We start from the raw sequence: 19190 nt of genomic DNA, 5'->3' as shown, positions 1-19190 counted from the left end.
CTGGCGTACGTGTACGCGGAGCGGGTGTCTCGGCTGAGCGGCGCGGTGGTGTGGAGGAACACGCCGACCGGGCACGGTGCGGGGCGGGTGCTGCCCGACGGCTGTATGGACCTGCTGTGGAACGACGGCAGGATGCTCGTCGCGGGTCCCGACACGCGGGCGTACGTGAGTGCGGACGGGGCCGGTGCGTGGGCGGGCGTCCGCTTCTACCCGGGGGCGGCGCCGACGCTGCTCGGCGTACCGGCGCACGAGGTGCGCGACCGGCGGGTCGCCCTGGCCGACCTGTGGCCGGCGGCGCGGGTACACCGTCTGACGGCTCGTGTGAACGCGGCCGCGGATCCGGCGAGCGGGCTGGAGGCGGTGGCGCTGGCCCTGGCGGGCGACGCCGACCCGCCGGATCCGCTGCTGCGGCGGGTCGTACTGGCTTTGGACGCGGGCCGGACGGTCGCCTCGACGGCCGACGAACTCGGCCTCGGTGCCCGTCAGTTGCACCGCCGCGCGTTGCACGCCTTCGGTTACGGCCCGAAGACGCTGGCGCGCGTGCTGCGCTGGCAGCGGGCCCTCGCGTTGGCGCGGAGCGGGATGCCGTTCGCGGAGACGGCGGTGCGCGCCGGGTACGCGGATCAGGCCCACCTTTCCCGGGACACAAAGGACTTGGCCGGCACGACGTTGGGGGAGCTGCTACGACGCTGAAGGCAGCGGTGCGAACAGGTCGACGCCGTTGCCGTCCGGGTCGTGCAGGGATGCGTACCGCTGCCCCCAGACGGCGTCCCACGGCTTGAGCTCGCCGTGATACCCGGCGGCCACCATCTCCTCGTACACCGCGTCGACCTCGCCGGGCGTGTCGCACAGCAGCGCGAGCGAGGCCCGACCGCCCCCGGCGGGCGGCTGCCACCCGGGGTGGAAGGACCGCACGCTCTCCTCGGTGTCCAGCAGCAGCCGCAGCCCGCCGGGCAGTTCGGCCTCGGCGTGCGGCTGCTCCTCGGCTCCCTCGGGGAACGCGAACCCGAGCCGACCGTAGAAGACGACAGCGGTGGCCATGTCGGAGACCACCAGGCCAATGGCATCGAATCGTGGAGTCATGGGGCCACGGTACGAACGGGCCGGGACGCCCGTCTTGAACGAATCGGACACCACGGGAGATGGCCGGACGCCGGGTAATCCGCTTGCCCGCGCCCGCACGCCTCCCTACCGTCGCCCGCATGGTGGACGCGCTCTTCGGGCACCCGCGACTGGCCGCGATCTACGACGTGCTCGACTCCGACCGCGGCGACCTCGACGCCTACCTCGGCATCGCCCGGGAGTTCGACGCACGCCGGGTGCTGGACATCGGTTGCGGAACGGGCGTCTTCGCGCTGCTGCTGGCCGAGCGCGGCATCGAGGTCGTCGGTGTCGATCCCGCGCAGGCCTCCCTGGACGTCGCCCGTGCCAAACCGGGCGCCGACCGGGTCCGCTTCATCCACGGCGACGCGACCGCCGTTCCGCCGCTCCGGGCGGACCTCGCGACCATGACCGGCAACGTCGCCCAGGCCATCGCCGACCCGGACACATGGCGGGCCACCCTGCGGGCATCCCACGCCGCCCTACGGCAGGGCGGACACCTCGTCCTCGAAACACGCGACCCGGCCCGCCGTGTCTGGGAGGAGTGGAACCGGGACGCCACTCACCGCGTCACGGACGTCCCCGGCGTCGGTGCCGTGGAGAACTGGGTCGAAGTGACCGCCGTCCACGGGCCGTCGGTGACCTTCCGCTGGACCTTCGTGTTCGCCACGGACGGCGCACGCCTGACCTCCGACTCCACCCTGCGGTTCCGCTCCCGGGAGGAGGTGGAGGCGGATCTTCTCGGCGCGGGCTTCACGGTGGACGACGTCCGTGACGCTCCCGACAGGCCCGGACGGGAGTTCGTGTTCGTGGCGCACAAGCCGGGGGCGGGCGGCGGGTACGGCGGTAAGTGACGGGACGCTGCCTACGGCGTGCCGGGAAGCCGGACCGTGACGAGGAGGCCGCCGACGGGGCGGGGGGCGAGGTCGAGGGTTCCGTCGTGGGCGCGGACGACGCTGTGCACGATGGCCAGGCCGAGGCCGACGCCGGCGTGCTCGTCGGTGCGTACGCGTTCCGTTCCGCGCTGGAAGGGTTCGGTGAGGGTCGGTACCAGTTCCGGTGGCACTGGACGGCCCGTGTTCTCGACCCGCAGCACGCTCGCGTCGCCCTGCGCTTCGGTGTGGACCGTCACGGTGCCGCCGGCGGGGAGGTTGTGGACGATGGCGTTCTGGACGAGGTTCGTCACCATCCGCAGCAGGAGCTCCGCGGAGCCGCTGGTCCGTGCCGCCCCGCCGGTGACGTCGAGCGTGATCCCGCGCTGTTCGGCGAGGGGGAGCAGGGTTTCGGCGGCCTCTTCGGTGACGAGGGAGAGGTCGACGCTCTCGCGGGTGAAGTTCCCGCGGTCGCTGCGGCTGAGCAGCAGGAGGGCCTCGGTGAGGTCGATCGCGCGCGTATTGACGGCCTGCAGGCGTGCGAAGAGTTCGTCCCGGTCCCGCGTGGGGTCCCTGCGGGCGACATCGAGCAGCGTCTGCGAGATGGCCAGCGGGGTGCGCAGTTCGTGGGAGGCGTTCGCGGCGAACCTCTGCTGCTCGGCGACGTGCGAGTCGAGTTGTTCCAGCATGGTGTCGAACGTGTCGGCGAGTTCCCGGAATTCGTCCTGGCGGCCTTCCATGCGGATCCGGTGGGACAGCGATCCGTTCCCGGCCATCCGTGCCGCGGCCGTGATCTGCGTCAGCGGTGCGAGCATCCGGCCGGCGAGGATCCATCCCCCGACGAGGCCGAACACGAGCAGGAAGACCATGGCCAGGGCCGCGGCAGGGGCGAAGGTGCGCACGAGGAGGTAGCGGTTGGGCCGGATCCCGAGAAGGCCCTGGGGGCTGTCGGGTACGTAGCGCAGCAGGAACACCCACACCACGGCCAGCAGGAGAGCGCCGGCGACGGCGAGGAACCCGGCATAGCTGAGGGTGAGTTTCAGCCGGACGCTGAGCCCTGGGCGTCTATGCATGCGCACTGCCGGGGCGGGTCGTGTCGGGGCCGGTGTCGATGCGGTAGCCGACGCCGGGCACCGTGGCGATGATCCATGGTTCGCCGAGCCGCTTGCGCAGTGCGGAGACGGTGATGCGCACGGCGTTGGTGAGGGGGTCGGCGTTCTCGTCCCAGGCCCGTTCCAGCAGCTCTTCGGCGCTGACGACCCCGCCCTCGGCGGTGACGAGGACTTCCAGCACGGCGAACTGCTTGCGGGTGAGCGCGACGTAGCGTCCGTCGCGGAAGACCTCCCGGCGGAAGGGGTCGAGCCGCAGGCCCGCGATCTCGCGGACCGGGGGCCGGGCGTACGCGCGTCTGCGGTCGAGCGCCCTCAGCCGCAGGACGAGCTCCCGCAGCTCGAACGGTTTGGTGAGGTAGTCGTCGGCGCCGAGCTCGAACCCGGACGCCTTGTCGTCGATCCGGTCGGCGGCGGTGAGCATGAGGATCGGGATGCCGCTGCCGGAGGCGACGATGCGCCGGGCGACCTCGTCGCCGGAGGGGCCGGGGATGTCACGGTCGAGGACGGCGAGGTCGTAGGAGTTGACGCTGAGCAGTGCCAGGGCGGAGTCGCCGTCGCCGGCGATGTCGGCGGCGATCGCTTCCAGCCGCAGACCGTCACGGACGGCTTCGGCCAGGTAGGGCTCGTCCTCCACGATCAATACGCGCATGTCGGAAGCGTAAGCGGCACAACATGTCGCGGACGTATGCAAAGACGTGTGCAGACCGGACACGCGACTCAGCCTGCCGGTGCGGGCGCGGGGCGAGGCCGGTCCGACGGCGCCTCCGCCGTGGTGTGCCACCAGCGGCGCGACGCCAGCCCGGCCAGCACGGCGCCGGTGGCGTTGACCAGTACGTCGTCCACGGAGGACACCCGGTCGAGCCGCAGGGCGTACTGTGCGGTTTCGACCAGGACCGAGCAGCCCGCCCCGAGCGCCAGGATCCGCGGCACGGACGCCGGCGCCGCGAACCGTATCGGGGCGAAGAACCCCAGCGCCGCGAAGACCAGCAGGTTGCCGACGATCCCGAGCGGCCCCATCGTGACCAGGTCCCGCAGCGGCACCAGGCTCACCCGCGCGGGGACGGCGCCGGCCCCGGCGCCCGGCATCAAGGTCAGCCACAGGAACGGCACCGTCCCGTGGACCATCCCCACCTCGGCCAGCGACATCCGCCACGCCGAGGCGACGCCGGCGGCACGCCGACGGCGCGCCAGAGCCCACACCACCAGCGCGGCCAACGGCAGCGTGACCAACGTCATGAGCACCACACCGTTGAACGTGTCGAAGCAGCCGTGCCACCGCCCGGCCATGCACCTCGGAGCGGACATCATGAGCGGCCCCCGCACGACGAACAGGGCACTCGCCATGCCGAGGACCGCCAGGCCGAGAAGCACCATCCTGCGCGCGCGGCGGGGCGGTGCTGACAGGGAGGCGTCGTGGTTCATGCCCCCATGGGACAGGGAGGGCCGTTGCGGTGGCGTATGCGATTTTCGATACGCCCGCGATACGCCCGCGATACGCCGCGATACACCCGTTGCACGCCCCGGACAGGCCCTGATCGTCGGTGTGGTAGATGGAGAGCGGAGCCGGGAGGTCGTGACGTTGCCGAAGCCGGTCACGGTGCGGTCGTGCCCGACATGTCGGCGTCGGACTTGCCCCGCTCGCTGTGGGGTTCATCCTCCTGTTCGTGTTCCTGGTCGCCTCTGCCTGGCGCTGTGGCGTCTTCTCAGTCGAACCGCACCGGTCCCCGGGGCGTGTCCACCGTGAAGGTCAGGCCCACCGGGCCCTTGGTGAGGGTGAGGTCCGTGTCCAGGGCGGTCAGGAGGGGGCGGAGCTCGGCCGGGTCGGGGGTGCTGGCAGAGAAGGCCAGCAGGGGAGTGGTGGGGAGATGTGACTCCGTGGGGTGGGGTGAGGCGCCCCAGTCGATGAGGAAGGGGACCAGGCCGGAGGGGTGGGCGGACACGCCGTCGGTCAGGCGCCATTGCAGGAGCGTGCCGTCGGGGGTGCGGCGGCTCATCGGGAGCGGCGGGCCGGGGTCGTAGCCACGGGCACGGGCGGACGCGATCGCCGCGTCGAGGTCGGGAGGGCTGATCGCCCAGGTGAACGTGCGCGGTCCGGGCAACTCGTCGACGCCGAAGGGGCGCGGCCCGTCGGGCGTGGACTGGTCCGGGTCCGGACCGATGATCTCCAGGTAACCGGTTCCGGCCAGACCGACCAGGTAATTGCGGGTGCCGAGACCGACGTGCGTGCCGCCGACCGCCGGTTCCACACCGGTACGCCGGGTGAAGTCGGCGACCGTCGCCGCCAGATCGGGCGTTGCGAGGACGAGGTGGTCCAGGTGTGCCGGAATCGTGTTCATCGTCACCAAGGCTACGCAACCCGCACGCAACTGTGGAACGCCTGTGCGGCAGGATGGGCGCATGATGCGTTCCGTACGTGCGCTGCCGCTGGCGGCCCTGCTGATGCCCGTCCTGCTCACCGGTTGCGGCACCGAGCAGGCCGACGCCGCCGATCCGGCCGAACTCAGGTCCCGCGCCCAGGCGTTGGGCATCGCACCCGAGCACGTCTACGTCACCGAGGCCGACGGCTTCACCCTCGCCCAGCAGTCCGTCGGCGTGTACGGCGGCGACGGCTTCTCCGCCGTGTACGTGTCACAGCAGACCGGCGCCCAGATCCAACTCACCGTCGACCGTGGCACCGTCAACTCCGCCAACTGCTCCGACTGCGTCCGCGACGGCGACGCCTGGTTCCGTGGCACCGGGGAACAGCGCGAGTACGCCGTACCCAAGGACGGGCACGTGGTGCGGATCAGCGGCGCCGCGGTCTCCCGCGACGTGCTGCGCGAGGCGGCCCTCGCCGCCCACACTCCGTCCGCCGACGAACTCGACACCCTCCTGCCACCTGCCCAGGACGCCGCCACGCCCGTCGAACGCGGCGACCTGCCTCCGGCCGGTGACGGGGCGCCCAACAACGAGGTGGGCGCGAGCGGTTGACGTCACGGCCCCGTCAGTTGCCGGACAGCTTCAGGAAGGCGGTCCAGGTGGCGGGGGTGACGGTGAGGTGGGGGCCGGTGGGGGCTTTGGAGTCGCGGATGTGGATGGTCGTGGGCTGGACGGCTACTTCTATGCATGCGCCGCCCTCTTCGTTGCTGTAACTGGACTTGAACCACTCAAGCGCGGTACCACTCATCGCTCTCCCAGAAGACGGTCCAGCAGGTCCCTCGTGTCCTCGGTGGTGAGGGCCTGTGTCCGCAGCATCGCATACTTCTGGTTGAGGATCGCCACTTCGTTCGGGTCGGCGATCAGCTGGCTGCCGCGTTGTGTCTCCAAGTAGGCGAGCCGTTGGTGCTCTGGGGTCTCCAGGAGGATGAACGGGCCTTTGAGCCCGGCGTGGGAGGTGCGGCCGAGCGGCAGGATCTGGAGCGCCAAGCCGGGCAGGTCGGCGTACTCCCGCAGGTGCCGCACCTGCTCCAAGTGCACCTCGTCCCCGCCCAAGCGGTCCCTCAGCGCCGCTTCCCAGATCACGAAGCTCATCATCGGCGGCACCTTGCGGTGCAGGATTTCCCGCCGCTCGATGCGTGCCGCCACCAACTGCTCAGTCTCCTCCTCGTCGTAGACCGGCACTCGGTTGCGGAAGACCGCCCGCGCGTACGCCTCCGTCTGGAGCAAGCCAGGGACCAGCAGACTCTCGTACCACGAGATCACGATCGCCTCCCGCTCCCGATCCAGATACTCCTCCGCCCACATCGGTACGAGATCGACCTCCGGCATCCTGCTCAACGCCGTCGACAACGCCCCCTTGGTGTCGAGGAATTCGTCGAGCCCCTCGGCGAGATCCGGCTTGAGTGGCCGTCGGCCCTGCTCGATCGACGCGATCTGCTCCTCGCTGATGCCGAACCGCTCGCCCAATGATTTCTGCGTGTATCCGGCGGCCTCGCGATAGAGGGCGAGCAGCGCGCCCACCATCTTCATCGCCGAGGCGTTCCTGCGTGACCGTCGTGACCGTGTCGTGGTGCTCACGGTCACATGATGGACACGCGGTGTGACTGACGTCATGTGAACGAAGAAAGCCGCCTGCCCGGAGGGGGCTTCTTATCATTTTTCGTAACTCACATGAGTGCGTCCGAGTGTCGCGCGGCAGACCTCGGGCATGCACCCATCGCAACGCGACTGCTGTCGGCACAAGCGAAAGTGAGTGACCGCCATGAGGGCACCGCCAGTCGCTTCCTGACGACTTTGGAGTTCGCCTCCCAAAACGGCGGTGGCGCCTGTGGCCCTCTGATCACGCACGTCGTTGCCCACGAGAAACCGTGATGGTCCGACGTACTCGGACGTCGGGAGTAGGGGGACCGCTGCCCCGGGCCGCCTACGCTGGGCGGCATGCTCCCCCGACTCCTCGTCTTCACCCGCACCACCGCCTACCGGCACGATTCCATCCCGGCCGCCGTCGCCGCCCTCCGCGCGCTCGGGGACTTCGACGTCCGCCACACCGAGGAACCCGCCGACCTGGAGATCCCCCTGGACGGGTACGCCGCTGTCGTCTTCCTGTCCACCAGCGGGGAGGTGCTCACAGCGCCCGGGCGCGAGCGGCTCGCCGCGTACGTCGAGGCGGGCGGCGGTTTCGTCGGCGTACATGCCGCGGCCTGCACCGAGTACGAGTGGCCGTACTACGGCGAACTGCTGGGCGCCCGGTTCGACCGGCATCCCGCGTACCAGCCGGGCAAGGCAGTCGTCGAGGACCGCGATCACCCGGCCACCCGGCACCTGCCCGCCGTCTGGGACTTCACCGACGAGTGGTACGACTTCCGCTCCAACCCGCGAGGGATGGTGCGCGTGCTCGTGTCCGCCGATGAGTCCTCGTACCAGGGCGGTGGCATGGGGGACGACCATCCGCTGGCGTGGTGCCGGGAGAAGGGCGACGGCCGGGTCTTCTACACCGCGCTCGGCCACGCATCCGAGGCCTATGCGGACCCCGGCTTCCGGGCCCATCTGCGGGGCGGTATCCGATGGGCGGCGCGGCTCGGCTGACGACCCGAGGGCGCCGAGGGCGCCGAAGGCGCCGACCCGTCGGCTGCCACCGCCGTACGCCGCCTACCCGCGCGGCGGAGCCGTGCTCGACCGTTCCACCAGGCGGGTCGACAGTTCCGTCCGGGTGCTCTCCGGGCGGTCGCCGGCCATCATGCGGACGAGCAGACGCAGGGCCGTGGCCGCCATTTCCGAGATGGGCTGACGGACCGTGGTCAGGGGAGGGGTGGCCCAGCGGGCCTCGGGCAGGTCGTCGAAACCGACCACGCTGATGTCGTGCGGGATCCTCAAGCCACGTTCGGCCACGGCGCCGTACACACCCAGGGCCATACGGTCGGAACAGACGACGACGGCCGTCGGCGGCTCGGGCAGGTCGAGGAGTTCACGCATGCGTCTGCGGGCCATGGACTCGTCGAACCCGGCGTGCCGCACGTACTCCGGGTGGTGGCGCACCCCGGCCGAGGCGAGCGCCGAGCGGTGGCCCGCGATTCTGGCGCTGCCGCTCATGGTGCGGCGGTGGTCGGCGATGACGGCGATGCGTTCGTGGCCGAGGGACAGCAGATGCTCGGTCGCCGTCACACCGCCCTGCCAGTTCGCCGCGCCCACCGACACCACGCCGGGCGGCGGTTCGAGCACCGGGTCGATCATCACGAAGGGGATGCGGTGCTGTTCGAGCCACGCGTACTGGGACTCGGTCAGCTCGGCGAGGTTGAACAGCGCCCCGGCCGAGCCGCGCGTGGTGAGCTTGTCCAGCCAGCCGCGCTCCGGGGCGCCGGAGCGGCCGCGGGCGAGGTCCGCCGAGACAACCACGTCCAGGCCCGCGTCGTGCGCCGCCTGCTCCACGCCGTGCAGCACCGCACCGGACCAGGAGCTGTCCAGCGAGTGCACGACGAGGTCGACGAGGCGGGGTGCCTTCGCCGCGTCGAGGCGCGGTCTGCGCACGTAACCGAGCCGGACCAGGGCCTCCGTGACCCGGCGGCGCGTCTCGGGCGCCACGTCCTCGCGCCCGTTGACCACCTTCGACGCGGTCGGCACCGACACCCCCGCCTCCCGGGCCACCACCGCCAGCGTCGGCCCCGCCGGCGCACTCGCACTCCCCGTACGGACCATCGGGAACCACCTCTCCGGCCCGCCCGAGGGCCATCGAAAGTCGCGACCAGCGCTTCTCTCCGATAGAAAGCGCTTCCTAACAGTAGGCGCGCGGCACGGAGACGTGAAGACACCGGATTCACAGGACTGCTCATCGGACTACGACGACTCACTGGACTACGACGACTCACTGAATTACGACGACGCACGCTTGCCCGACGCGCGGCCGAACCCAAAATCAATGGACACGAGCAGGCCGGGCCGCGAACGCTGGAAGCATGCAGCAGGAGCAGATCTGGGACGCCGACGCCGCCCAGAGGTATGACACGCCCGGTACCGGAATGTTCGCGCCCGAGGTCCTGGGACCGACCGTGGACCGCCTCGCCGAACTCGCGGGCGACGGAGCGGCGCTCGAGTTCGCCATCGGTACCGGGCGGGTTGCCGTGCCGCTCGTCGAGCGAGGAATCCCTGTCACCGGCATCGAACTGTCGCTCCCGATGGTTGAGCAACTGCGCACCAAGGCGGACGAAGCGACGATCCCCGTGGTCGTCGGTGACATGGCGACGACCCGCGCCCCCGGCGCGTACACGCTCGTCTACCTCGTCTACAACACCATCTCCAACCTGCTCACCCAGGCCGAACAGGTCGAGTGCTTCCGCAACGCCGCTCGCCACCTCGCGCCAGGCGGCCGGTTCTTGATCGAGCTCTGGGTGCCCGAGCTGCGAAAACTGCCACCCGGCCAGACGGCCACCGTCTGGCATTCCGGCCCCGGCTCCATCGGCTTGGACACCTACGACGTGCTGCGCCAGCACGTCGTATCGCATCACTTCCGGTTCGACGAGACCACGCGGGCCCGGCTGTTCCGCAGCCCGCACCGCTACATCTGGCCGGCCGAACTCGATCTGATGGCTCAGCTGGCCGGCTTCGAGCTGGAGAGCAGGCACGCGGACTGGACCGGCGCCGAGTTCACCGCCGAGTCGCGCTCCCACGTGTCCGTCTACCGAATCCCACCGACCCGCTAGCCTCGCTCGGTGCACGTCAGCCGGAAGTCCCGGAAGTCCGCCGTGAACGACGCGTCGACGAGATCCCGGGCGTGGATCCCGGCCATGGCGCCGGTGAAGCGGAGCCGGGAGCCGTAGTCGTCGGACAGTCGGCTGAAGTCCAGCGGCGGCCCGATCGGTGTGCGGACGCCGTCCCGGACGTACCAGAAGCGGGCCTCGGCGCCGTCGATCGTCACGCCCAGCATGACCGGTGCCTCAGCCACGTCGACCACCGCCACCTGCCGGGCGCCCTCCTCATCCCGTTCGACCAGGCTCAGCACCGTCCGGCCGCCGCCCCGCCACTGCTGGCCGCGCTGCGGCTCGCCCTCCGGCTCCGCCCAGGTCACATCGAGGCCGAGGTACGCCTCGCTGTCGTAGCGCAGGACCAGACCGGCGGCCTGCGTGAAGCTGCGCGGCCGGGCGTCCACCGTCACCTCCGCCTCCGCGCGGTGCTCCGTGATCCGCTGGGCGAGCAGACTCTGCGCCCACCGCGACTCGGGTCCCTGCCGACCGCGCAGCCGGATCCAGCCGGGGCGGCTGGTGGTGTCGGCCCAGGACGGGTCCGGGTACTCGCGCAGGGTGCTCCACGGCCAGTCCAATTGCGCAGAAAAGGACGGGAGTTCGGGCTCACAGGGCCGCGTCGGCACGTCGACCTCGACCGCTGGGTGCCGGCTGCCGTGCGCCAGCCTCGGCCACCCCTCCGCGTCCCACACCACCCGCTGGATCGCCGTTTCCCGGCCCAGCGTGCAGCGCGGTCCGTGCGGCGTCCGCAGCGGGCGTGCCGTCAGGTGGCTGAGCAGCCACTGCCCGTCCGCCGTTTCGACCAACTCCCCGTGCCCGGCCTTCTGCAACGGCACCTCGGGGTCGTCCCGCGTCGTCAGCAGGGGCCGGTCGTCGAGTTCGTACGGGCCGGTCACATCACGGCTGCGGGCCACCCGTACCCCGTGCTCCCATCCCGTGCCGCCCTCCGCGAGGACCAGGTAGTACCAGCCGTCGTGCCGCAGCAGCTTGGGGCCCTCGATGAGCCGGTCGTGCTGGAGGAGCAGGTGCGTGTCGCCGATCGGGACCAGTGTTTCCCGGTCCAGCTCGGTCATGACGATGCCCGCGAAGCGCCGACCCCCCGGGCGGTGGTCGTTCTGGAGGTTCAGCAGCCAGAGCCTGCCCTCGTCGTGGAACAACGCGGGATCGAAGCCGTGGCTCGCCACGCGGCGCGGGGCCGTCCACTTCCCGGCCACGTCCGTGGCCGTGGAGACGTACGTGTCCAGGTCGAAGTACGGCGTACCGACCGAGCGCACGACGGAGTACGTCACCCAGAACCGCTCCCCGTCCCAGCTCAGGGACGGCGCCCACACGCCGCCCGAGTCGGGCACCCCGGCCAGCGAGTCGCCGGGGACCGCGCCCCGCACGTGGCCCGCGTACTCCCAGTGCGCCAGGTCGCGGGAGCGGTGGAGGGGGATCGTGGGGAACCACTCGAAGGAGCTGGTCGCCACGTAGTACCAGTCGCCGACCCGGACCAGCGACGGGTCCGGGGCGAAGCCCCGGATGACGGGGTTGCGCAGCAGCGTCACTTCAGCGCCCCCAGCGTGACGCCGGTCCGCCAGTAGCGCCGCATCGCGATCATCATGATCGCCATCGGGATGATGGACATCAGCGCGCCCGTCAGGACCAGGCTGGTGAGGTCGACGCCGGATTCGAGGCGTTTGCCGGACCAGTTGTACAGGCCCAGGTTGAGGGTCCAGTTCTCCTCGCCGCGCAGGACGGTGAGGGGTAGGAAGAAGGCGTTCCAGGTGTTGACGAAGGCGAGCAGGAACACCGTGGCGCCGCCGGTCGTCATCATGCGCAGCACGATGCTGAAGAAGATGCGCAGCTCGCCCGCGCCGTCGATGCGCGCCGCCTCCAGCAGCTCGAACGGGATGGTCGACTCGGTGTAGACCTTGGCCAGGTAGACGCTGAAGGGATTGATCAGGCAGGGGATCAGCATCGCCCACGGGGTGTCGACCAGGCCGATCTCCGAGAACATCAGGTACAGGGGCAGCGTCAGCAGGGCGATCGGGATCAGGAACGAGCCCACCACGCAGGCGAAGACCAGTTGGCGGCCCGGGAAGTCGAAGCGGGCCAGGCCGTAGCCGGTGGCGAGGGCGACGAGGGTGCCGCCCAGGGAGCCGACGCCCGCGTACAGCAGCGAGTTGGCCGTCCAGCGCAGGAAGATGCCGTCGCCGTAGGTGAAGAGCTGATGCAGGTTGTCCCACAGGTGCATGCCGGAGAACCACAGGCCGTTGCTCTGGTACAGCCCCGTGCGGTCCTTCGTGGCGGCGACGATCAGCCACCACACCGGGAACAGGCTGTAGACGCTGGCCAGCACCAGGCCGATGAGGAGGAAGCGCTGCCCGCCCCGTGAACGGGCAGTGCGGTCAGGGCGGCCCAGGCGGCGCACCGTGCGCGTGGGCGGATGCTTCGTACGGTCCTCGGTGAGCACCATCAGTCGGCCTCCCTCGAAGTCAGCCGGTAGAAGAGGAAGGACGCGACGCCGAGGATGAGCGCGAGGAGTACCGACAGGGCCGCGGCGTAGTGGTAGTTGCCCGCGTTGAAGGCCTGGTTGTAGATGATCATGATCGGGGTGAAGCTGTCGTTCACCGTCTGCGGTGTGACGTTGCGGAAGAGGGCGGGCTCGTTGAAGATCTGCAGCATCTGGATGATCGAGAGCATGCCCGTCAGGACGAGCGCGCCGCGCACGTGCGGGATCTTGATGCTGAGGGCGATCCGGCGTTCGGAGGCGCCGTCGAGGCGTGCGGCCTCGAAGAGTTCGCGGGGCACCGCCTGCAGGGCGGCGTAGATGATCACCATGTTGTAGCCGATGCCGTGCCAGGTGAGCAGGTTGCCGATGGACGGCCAGACCATGGACGGGGCGAAGAAGTTCCAGTCGAAGCCGAAGGCCTTGCCCAGCGGGGTCAGCGGGCCGACCTCGGGGCTGTAGAGGTTGATCCAGACGATCGCGGCGACCACACCCGGGATCATGTACGGGACCAGCAGCAGGATCCGGAAGCCGCCGGCCGCGCGCGCGGTGAGCGCGTCCAGGAGCAGCGCCATGATCAGGCTGATCAGCAGCATCACCGGGATCTGCACACAGGCGAACAGCACCACGCGCAGGACCGAACCCATGAACGCGGAGTCGGTCAGGCCCTGCTGGTAGTTGTCGAGGCCGGAGAACGTCTCCGTGGAGCCGCCGAGGCCCAGGCCCGAGCTCTGCTCGGTGAACAGGGACTGGTGGACGGCGTACCCGATCGGGAGCAGGTAGAGGAAGACGAAGCCGAGCTGGAAGGGCACCGTGAAGGCGGCGCCCTTCCAGCGCAGGGAACGAATCATGGGTGAGTGCCTAGCCCTTGACGCTGATACCGCGGGACTTCAGGTCGTTGACGGTCCACTCCTGCATGTGTGCCAGGAGGTCGGTGACCTTCTGTTCCTTGTTGATGACCTTGGCCCAGCCGGCCTGCATCTCCGTGAACATCGCGGTCCAGTTGGGACCGAAGGTCCAGTCGGTGGTGACGGTGCCCAGGCTGTCGGTGACGACCTTCTGCGCGGGCTCGTAGTGCTCGCCGAGCAGCTTCTCGGAGATCGACTCGGCGACGTACGCGTTGCTGTCGGCGAGGGCCGGCATCACGCCGTTGCCGGTCTCCGGGCTCGCCATCGTCTTGACCGCGCCCGGGTCGGTCGACATCCACAGCGCCACCTCGGCGGCCTGCTCCTTGTGCTCGCACTGCTCCGTCACCAGGGTCACGCTGCCGGTGAGGTTGGTGCCTGCGGGCGTCTTGGGCGCCTCGCCGGTGAAGGTCGGCCAGGGGGCCAGTGCCCAGTCGCCGAAGGAGTCGGTGAAGTTCTGCACCATGCCGGCCATCTGCCAGGTGGAGATCTGCCGGGTCGCGGTGCCGCCCTTGTCGTAGTTGCGCTGAACGGCGGCGTAGTCGGCGAAGGAGAGCTTGGAGTTGAGGTCGTTGTCGATGATCTGCTGGATCACCTCGGCGGCCTTGAGGGTGCCCTCGTCCTGGAAGTTCACCTTCCAGGAGTCGCCGTCGACGGCGTACCAGTGCGCGCCGGCCTGCATGGCGAGCACCTCCAGGGTGCTGGGGTCCTCACCGGCGTAGTTGGTGATCTTGATGTTGTGCTTCTTCAGCTCCTTGCCCGCGGCGATGAAGTCGTCCCAGGTGGCCGGGGGTTCGATGCCGTACTTCTCGAAGATGTCGGCACGGTAGATCGTGAAGTTGGGCGAGGAGCTGGTCGGGACGCCGTAGAGCTTGCCCTGCACCTGGGCGCTGGCCCATGAACCGGCGTTGAACTTGTCCTTCTCGCCCTCGACGTACTGGGTGATGTCGGCGAGCGCGCCCTCCGCGACCCAGCTCGTCACGTACTCGGCGGTGTTCTGCACCAGGCAGGGGGCGTTGCCCGCCTTGACCGCGTTGGTCAGCTGCTTCTGCATGGTCAGCTGGTCGGTGACCTTCGTGTACTTGAGCTGGACGTCCTGGTGCGAGGCGTTGAACGCCTTGACGACCGCCTCCTGGCCGTTCGCCCAGCCCCAGAAGGGCAGGGTCACCGGGCCGGAACCCGAGGAGTCTCCGGAGTCGGAGCCGGAGTCGGAGCCGCCGCAGGCGGCGAGCAGACCGGTGAGCGCGACACCCGCGACTGCGGCGCGGGCGAACCTTCTCCGGGGGCTGGTGAAGTTCATCGGACCGTGTTCCTTCGGAAAGTAGGCGTCTCACAACGGGGGACGCGGCGGCTCGGTACTGGCCGGCAACGACGGTCTGAGAACCGTCGGCTCGGGGTGCGGGGGGCGGCCAGGAAGAAGTGATAGAAACCGGTTGCTGGGACGTTAGGCCGCTACCCCCGCCTCTAGCAAGAGGTGTGCGGCAATTTGTTTGGTGGGTTGCGTAGAAAACGTTTACGGAACACTCTCCGCCGCGGACGACTAACCGCGCCGCCGGGGCGGCCGTACCGACTGGCGTACGACGACATGGGTGCCCAGCACCAGATGCTCCCCGTCGGCCCCCTTGCGCCGCCCCGCACCGCCCTCGCGCCGGTCGGCCACCGCGCGCAGGGCGACCCGGCCCATCTCCTCGTACGGCACGTGCACGGTGGTCAGCTGAGGGGTGAGCTGGGACGCCAGCGGGATGTCGTCGTAGCCGACGATCGACACGTCCTCCGGCACCCGCAGCCCGGCCGAGCGCAGCGCCTGCATGGCGCCCGCGGCGACCACGTCGGTGCCGGCGAGTACGGCGGTGAAGTGCAGCTTCTCGCGCAGGGCCGTCTCGACGGCCTCGTAGCCGTGCTCGTAGTCGTACGGGCCGTGCCGCACCATGCCCGGCTCGAAGGGCACGCCGTACGCCTCGAAGGCGCGCCGGGCGCCCCGCAGCCGGCCCTGTGCCGTGGTCAGTTCGGCGTGACCCGGCAGCACCAGGATGTCCCGGTGGCCGGCCGACAGCAGGTGGCTGGCCATCGCATAGGCGCCGGACTCGTTGTCGTAGTCGACGGTCGTCGCCGGGACGGCGCCCTCCAGCGGTGGTCGGCCGACCAGGACGAGGTGGGAGCCGGCCGCGTCCAGGGAGCGGGCGAAGCGGGCCATGCGCAGCTGGTACTCGTCGTAGTCGTAGGCGCCGCCGAGCAGGACGACGGCGGCGACGCCCTGTTGGCGCATGAGGTTCACCAGGGCCAGCTCCCGCTCCGGGTCGTCGCCCGTCGTGCCGACCAGCGAGAGCCAGCCGCGCAGCGTGGCCGCGCCCTCGACGCCCTTGGCCACATGGGCGAAGGCGGCGCCGGTGATGTTGTTGATGAGGATCGCGACCGTCGGGGTGCCGCCACCGGCCAGGGAGCGGGCGTGGGCGTTGGTGACGTAGTCCAGGTCCCGGACGACCTTCATCACCCTGCGGCGCAGGTCGTCGGAGACCGGGTAGTTGCCGGACAGCACGCGCGACACGCTCGCCACGGAGACGCCCGCGCGCTCCGCCACGTCCCGGATCGTCGCCCGGCCGGCGTCGCTCGGTGCCTTGCGCTGACTCACCGTTGCGGCTCCTTCACCGTCGTGGCCCGGACACCGGAGCGGGCAGGCTCGCCACCGGTACGGAAACCGTATCCCATCGTTTCTCCTGGCAGCAGGCCCGTGGACAGCGCTGCGGCGGTGCCCGTCAGGCGACCCGGGGCAGGTCCGCGTGGCGCACCTCGTGGGCGAGGGGCCGGCCCGCGGCCAGGCGCTCCAACTCCTCTACGACGATGCGGCCGAGACGCTCCAGTTCGTTGCCGAGCGAGCCCGCGATGTGCGGGGTGAGGAAGACGTTGGGGAGCCGGTACAGGGGGGACTCGGCGGGCAGCGGCTCGGGTTCGGTGACGTCGAGCACCGCGCTGAGACGGCCGGAGAGCAACTCGTCGGTGAGGGCGTCGTGGTCGACGAGGGCGCCCCGGGAGGTGTTGATGAGGACGCCGCCGTCGCGGATGAGGGCGAGGCGTTCGCGGTCCAGCATGTGCTGGGTCTCGGGGATGTCCGGGGCGTGCAGGCTGACGATGTCGCTGCCGCTCAGCAGCTCCTCCAGGGACACGGACCGGGTGCCGAGCGCGGCGGCCTCCGTGGCGGTCACGTAGGGGTCGTGGAGCAGGACCTCGAAGTCGTACGGGCGCAGCAGTTCGAGGAGCCTGCGGCCCACGCGTGAGGCGCCGATGACGCCGACGCGGCGGCCGAGGTTGCCGATGGCGGCGGTCTCGGCGGGGGTCGGGTGGGTGTGCGTGGCCCGGAAGCGCTCGCGGTGCGCGAAGGCGTCCTTGCCGACCAGCAGGATCATCGCGAGCGTGTACTCCGCGACCGGCAGCGCGTTGCCGGTGACCGCGCTGGAGACGCTGACGCCGCGCTTCCACAGGGCCTCGCCGACCAGCGAGCGGACGGAGCCGGCGGCGTGCAGGACCGCGCGCAGGCCGGGTGCCGCGGTGAGGGTGTCCTCGTCGAGGTGCGGGCAGCCCCAGCCGGTGATCAGCACATCGGCGCGGGCCAGCCGTGCCGCGGCGTCGGGGGCGGCGAAGTCCCGTACGACGAACGTGGGGTCGATCTCGGCCGTCTGCTGCAGCCGTGCCACGAGGGCCTCGGGGAAGAGCAGCGGGAGATGCACCGGATCCATGGCGAACACGGCCCGGGGCAGCGGGGCGCTGGGCATGACTCTCCTGAGGGGCGAGGGGTGGGGTCGGAAACGTTTTCTGAAAGCGTCTTCTACCGTAGATCCACTGTCGACGGGGGGCAATCGGCGGACCGGGTGGAAGATCCGCGAAATTTTCGGGCTGTCGGGTCACGGATGCCGACGTCACGATGGGGCAGGTGCTCAGCCTGCCTGTTCTGCGGGATGTGAGCAACCGGTTGTGAAGTGGCCGCCCGGTGATGCGTCCACGCGGCGGTCCGGGCGTCAGCGCTGGTCAGCGGTCTGTTGAGGGTCGGTGTCGGGCCTCATGGGCCGTGTCATCGGCATTTCGTGGACCTTTCGAAAGTGTGCGAGGACTCTTGACGTGCCCTCCGGACGGGCCGAAGCTCTGGCCACCCGGTCATGGCAACCGGTTGCTACGACGTTACAGCGATCCGACCCGCGATTCGGCAAGCCGCCCGTGCTTCCCGACCAGAAGGTGAGGCGCCCATGCCCTCCCATGCCGGTGCTCCCCGCAGTCGCCGACGCTTTCTCACCATGTCGGCCGGCGGCGCCGTGGCCGGTGCGGCGGCGTTGAGCGGTTGTGCGCTGCAGGTGCCGTACGGGGTCAGCGGCAAGGGCGAGACCGTCACCGTGATGGTCAACTCCGGTGACATACTCCCGGAGCAGGTCAAACAGGCCCAGAAGGACCTCGGCATCAAGATCGCTCTGGTGAAGTACGACATCACCAAGCTGATCGCGATGCTCACCAGCGGCAACCCGCCCGACCTGGTGCGCGGCGTCGGCGCGGTGGACCTGCCGTACTTCGCGGCGCGGGACGTGGCCGAGGAACTGGACCCCTACTTCGCCCGGAGCGGCGTCCTCGGACTCGACGACCTGGACCCCGTCAACGACCTGTGGCGGTTCGACGGCCGCACCCAGGGCAGGGGCCCGCGCTACGGCATGGCGAAGGATTTCTCCCAGGACTCCATGTACTGGTACAACGCCGCCGCCTTCGACAAGGCCGGTGTCGACTACCCGCCGGAGACCGAGCCGGTCACGTACGAGGAGTGGCTCGACAACGCCAAGCGCCTCGTGCAGCGCAAGAACGGCCAGACCACCGTGTTCGGCGGCAGCTTCAACGGGCTGACCCGGTCCACGCTCCTGGCGACCATGACGGCGTCCGCCGGCGGCAGCCTCTTCAACGACGACTTCTCTCAGGCCGACTTCACCACGCCCGAGGCCCGCAAGGCCCTGGCCTGGTACATCGACTACTGCAAGACCAAGGTCGGGACGAGCCTCATCCAACCCGACCCCAACGGCTGGGACGGGCCCACCTACCAGGCCCAGGCGCTCGCCCCGTCGATACGGGCCGACCTGATCTTCGCCAAGCTCGGCATGGTCGACACGTACTGGCCGTGGGTGCTGTGGGGCCTGTCCGCGGCGCCGTATCTCGTCTTCCTCTTCCGGCAGTTCTTCGCGGGCATGCCGCGCGAACTGGAGGAGGCCGCGATCGTCGACGGCTGCGGATACACGTCGATCTTCTGGCGGATCTTCCTCCCGCAGTCCTGGCCCGTGCTGTCCGCGAGCTTCATCATCGCCTTCACCTGGACCTGGGGCGACTACATCGCCCCGCAGCTGCTGCTGTCCACCGACCGCACCACGCTCGCCGTCGCCGTGATGACCACCTACGTCAATGAGGGCGGTACGCCCGTCCCCGAGCTCCAGGCCGCCGCCTCCGTGATGTACGTCGTCCCCATCCTGCTGATCTTCCTCGTCGCCCAGCGCGGTTTCGTCGCCGGGATGTCCACCTCCGGCCTCAAGTAGCGCACA

20 protein-coding genes are annotated in these 19190 nt (G+C 70.1%); 6 read left to right on the top strand and 14 right to left on the bottom strand.

All coding sequences use genetic code 11. The features are described 5' to 3' along the window. Window positions 1-9: 9 nt before the first annotated feature. Window positions 10-693 (top strand): helix-turn-helix domain-containing protein, encoded by a 684-nt coding sequence (locus HJD23_RS08255; protein WP_171111058.1) that lies wholly within the window; start codon window positions 10-12, stop codon window positions 691-693. Here the strand turns inward: HJD23_RS08255 and HJD23_RS08250 are convergent. Beyond that, window positions 682-1083, bottom strand: a complete 402-nt coding sequence (locus tag HJD23_RS08250; RefSeq protein WP_171111060.1) for a VOC family protein — start codon at window positions 1081-1083, stop codon at window positions 682-684. The genes HJD23_RS08255 and HJD23_RS08250 overlap by 12 nt on opposite strands. 119 nt (window positions 1084-1202) lie before the next feature. Here HJD23_RS08250 and HJD23_RS08245 point away from each other — a divergent pair, with 119 nt between their 5' ends. Then, a complete protein-coding gene (locus HJD23_RS08245; protein WP_171111061.1) occupies window positions 1203-1955 on the top strand; it encodes a class I SAM-dependent methyltransferase in 753 nt (250 codons plus the stop codon). Between the two features lie 11 nt (window positions 1956-1966). Here HJD23_RS08245 and HJD23_RS08240 read toward each other — a convergent pair whose 3' ends face one another. The 4 genes from HJD23_RS08240 to HJD23_RS08225 form a co-directional block, all read right to left on the bottom strand. Continuing rightward, window positions 1967-3046 (bottom strand): HAMP domain-containing sensor histidine kinase, encoded by a 1080-nt coding sequence (locus HJD23_RS08240; RefSeq protein ID WP_171111063.1) that lies wholly within the window; start codon window positions 3044-3046, stop codon window positions 1967-1969. Then, window positions 3039-3734 (bottom strand): response regulator transcription factor, encoded by a 696-nt coding sequence (locus tag HJD23_RS08235; RefSeq protein WP_171111065.1) that lies wholly within the window; start codon window positions 3732-3734, stop codon window positions 3039-3041. The genes HJD23_RS08240 and HJD23_RS08235 overlap by 8 nt, the downstream gene beginning before the upstream one ends. A 68-nt stretch (window positions 3735-3802) precedes the next feature. Beyond that, window positions 3803-4507 (bottom strand): VanZ family protein, encoded by a 705-nt coding sequence (locus tag HJD23_RS08230; RefSeq protein ID WP_171111067.1) that lies wholly within the window; start codon window positions 4505-4507, stop codon window positions 3803-3805. A 281-nt stretch (window positions 4508-4788) separates the two neighbouring features. Then, window positions 4789-5421 (bottom strand): VOC family protein, encoded by a 633-nt coding sequence (locus tag HJD23_RS08225; RefSeq protein ID WP_171111069.1) that lies wholly within the window; start codon window positions 5419-5421, stop codon window positions 4789-4791. A 61-nt stretch (window positions 5422-5482) separates the two neighbouring features. Between HJD23_RS08225 and HJD23_RS08220 the strand changes: the two genes are divergently transcribed. After that, on the top strand, window positions 5483-6055 hold the full coding sequence (locus HJD23_RS08220) for a hypothetical protein (RefSeq protein WP_171111071.1): 573 nt from the start codon (window positions 5483-5485) through the stop codon (window positions 6053-6055). A gap of 13 nt (window positions 6056-6068) precedes the next feature. Here HJD23_RS08220 and HJD23_RS08215 read toward each other — a convergent pair whose 3' ends face one another. Together HJD23_RS08215 and HJD23_RS08210 are read right to left on the bottom strand one after the other, a co-directional pair. Then, the gene (locus HJD23_RS08215) at window positions 6069-6251 is read right to left on the bottom strand and encodes a DUF397 domain-containing protein (protein ID WP_171111073.1); all 183 of its coding nucleotides are present in this window, start codon (window positions 6249-6251) and stop codon (window positions 6069-6071) included. Continuing rightward, complete coding sequence (locus HJD23_RS08210) at window positions 6248-7033, bottom strand: helix-turn-helix transcriptional regulator (protein ID WP_240980977.1); 786 nt, start codon at window positions 7031-7033, stop codon at window positions 6248-6250. Before HJD23_RS08210 ends, HJD23_RS08215 begins: the two co-directional genes overlap by 4 nt. 408 nt (window positions 7034-7441) lie before the next feature. Here HJD23_RS08210 and HJD23_RS08205 point away from each other — a divergent pair, with 408 nt between their 5' ends. Next, window positions 7442-8089 carry a ThuA domain-containing protein gene (locus HJD23_RS08205; RefSeq protein ID WP_171111076.1) on the top strand — a complete coding sequence of 216 codons (648 nt, stop codon included), beginning with the start codon at window positions 7442-7444 and terminating at the stop codon, window positions 8087-8089. Between the two features lie 63 nt (window positions 8090-8152). On the opposite strand, the gene HJD23_RS08200 is transcribed toward HJD23_RS08205, so the two are convergent. Further along, entirely contained in the window at window positions 8153-9196 is a 1044-nt protein-coding gene (locus HJD23_RS08200; RefSeq protein WP_171111078.1) for a substrate-binding domain-containing protein, read from the bottom strand. Between the two features lie 257 nt (window positions 9197-9453). Between HJD23_RS08200 and HJD23_RS08195 the strand changes: the two genes are divergently transcribed. Next, a complete protein-coding gene (locus HJD23_RS08195; protein ID WP_171111080.1) occupies window positions 9454-10197 on the top strand; it encodes a class I SAM-dependent methyltransferase in 744 nt (247 codons plus the stop codon). Here HJD23_RS08195 and HJD23_RS08190 read toward each other — a convergent pair. The 6 genes from HJD23_RS08190 to HJD23_RS08165 all read right to left on the bottom strand — a co-directional run bounded on the left by HJD23_RS08190 (window position 10194) and on the right by HJD23_RS08165 (window position 17399). After that, window positions 10194-11783: a glycoside hydrolase family 43 protein gene (locus tag HJD23_RS08190; protein WP_171111082.1), complete on the bottom strand. Its 1590-nt coding sequence runs from the start codon at window positions 11781-11783 to the stop codon at window positions 10194-10196. The genes HJD23_RS08195 and HJD23_RS08190 overlap by 4 nt on opposite strands. Then, window positions 11780-12694: a carbohydrate ABC transporter permease gene (locus HJD23_RS08185; protein WP_171111084.1), complete on the bottom strand. Its 915-nt coding sequence runs from the start codon at window positions 12692-12694 to the stop codon at window positions 11780-11782. The genes HJD23_RS08190 and HJD23_RS08185 overlap by 4 nt, the downstream gene beginning before the upstream one ends. Next, window positions 12694-13578 (bottom strand): sugar ABC transporter permease, encoded by an 885-nt coding sequence (locus tag HJD23_RS08180; protein WP_171111085.1) that lies wholly within the window; start codon window positions 13576-13578, stop codon window positions 12694-12696. Before HJD23_RS08180 ends, HJD23_RS08185 begins: the two co-directional genes overlap by 1 nt. A 10-nt stretch (window positions 13579-13588) precedes the next feature. Beyond that, a complete protein-coding gene (locus tag HJD23_RS08175; RefSeq protein WP_171111087.1) occupies window positions 13589-14932 on the bottom strand; it encodes an extracellular solute-binding protein in 1344 nt (447 codons plus the stop codon). Window positions 14933-15172: 240 nt separating this feature from the next. Next, the gene (locus HJD23_RS08170) at window positions 15173-16261 is read right to left on the bottom strand and encodes a LacI family DNA-binding transcriptional regulator (protein ID WP_171111090.1); all 1089 of its coding nucleotides are present in this window, start codon (window positions 16259-16261) and stop codon (window positions 15173-15175) included. A 124-nt stretch (window positions 16262-16385) separates the two neighbouring features. Then, window positions 16386-17399 carry a hydroxyacid dehydrogenase gene (locus HJD23_RS08165; RefSeq protein ID WP_171111092.1) on the bottom strand — a complete coding sequence of 338 codons (1014 nt, stop codon included), beginning with the start codon at window positions 17397-17399 and terminating at the stop codon, window positions 16386-16388. A 468-nt stretch (window positions 17400-17867) separates the two neighbouring features. On the opposite strand from HJD23_RS08165, the gene HJD23_RS43625 reads away from it, so the two are divergent. Next, window positions 17868-19184, top strand: a complete 1317-nt coding sequence (locus HJD23_RS43625; protein WP_240980661.1) for an extracellular solute-binding protein — start codon at window positions 17868-17870, stop codon at window positions 19182-19184. Window positions 19185-19190 lie beyond the last annotated feature (6 nt).

It is taken from the genome of Streptomyces sp. Z423-1 (assembly GCF_013009255.1).
In the GTDB taxonomy this organism is placed as follows: domain Bacteria; phylum Actinomycetota; class Actinomycetes; order Streptomycetales; family Streptomycetaceae; genus Streptomyces; species Streptomyces gossypiisoli.
This window is presented reverse-complemented; position numbering and strand designations above follow the sequence as displayed.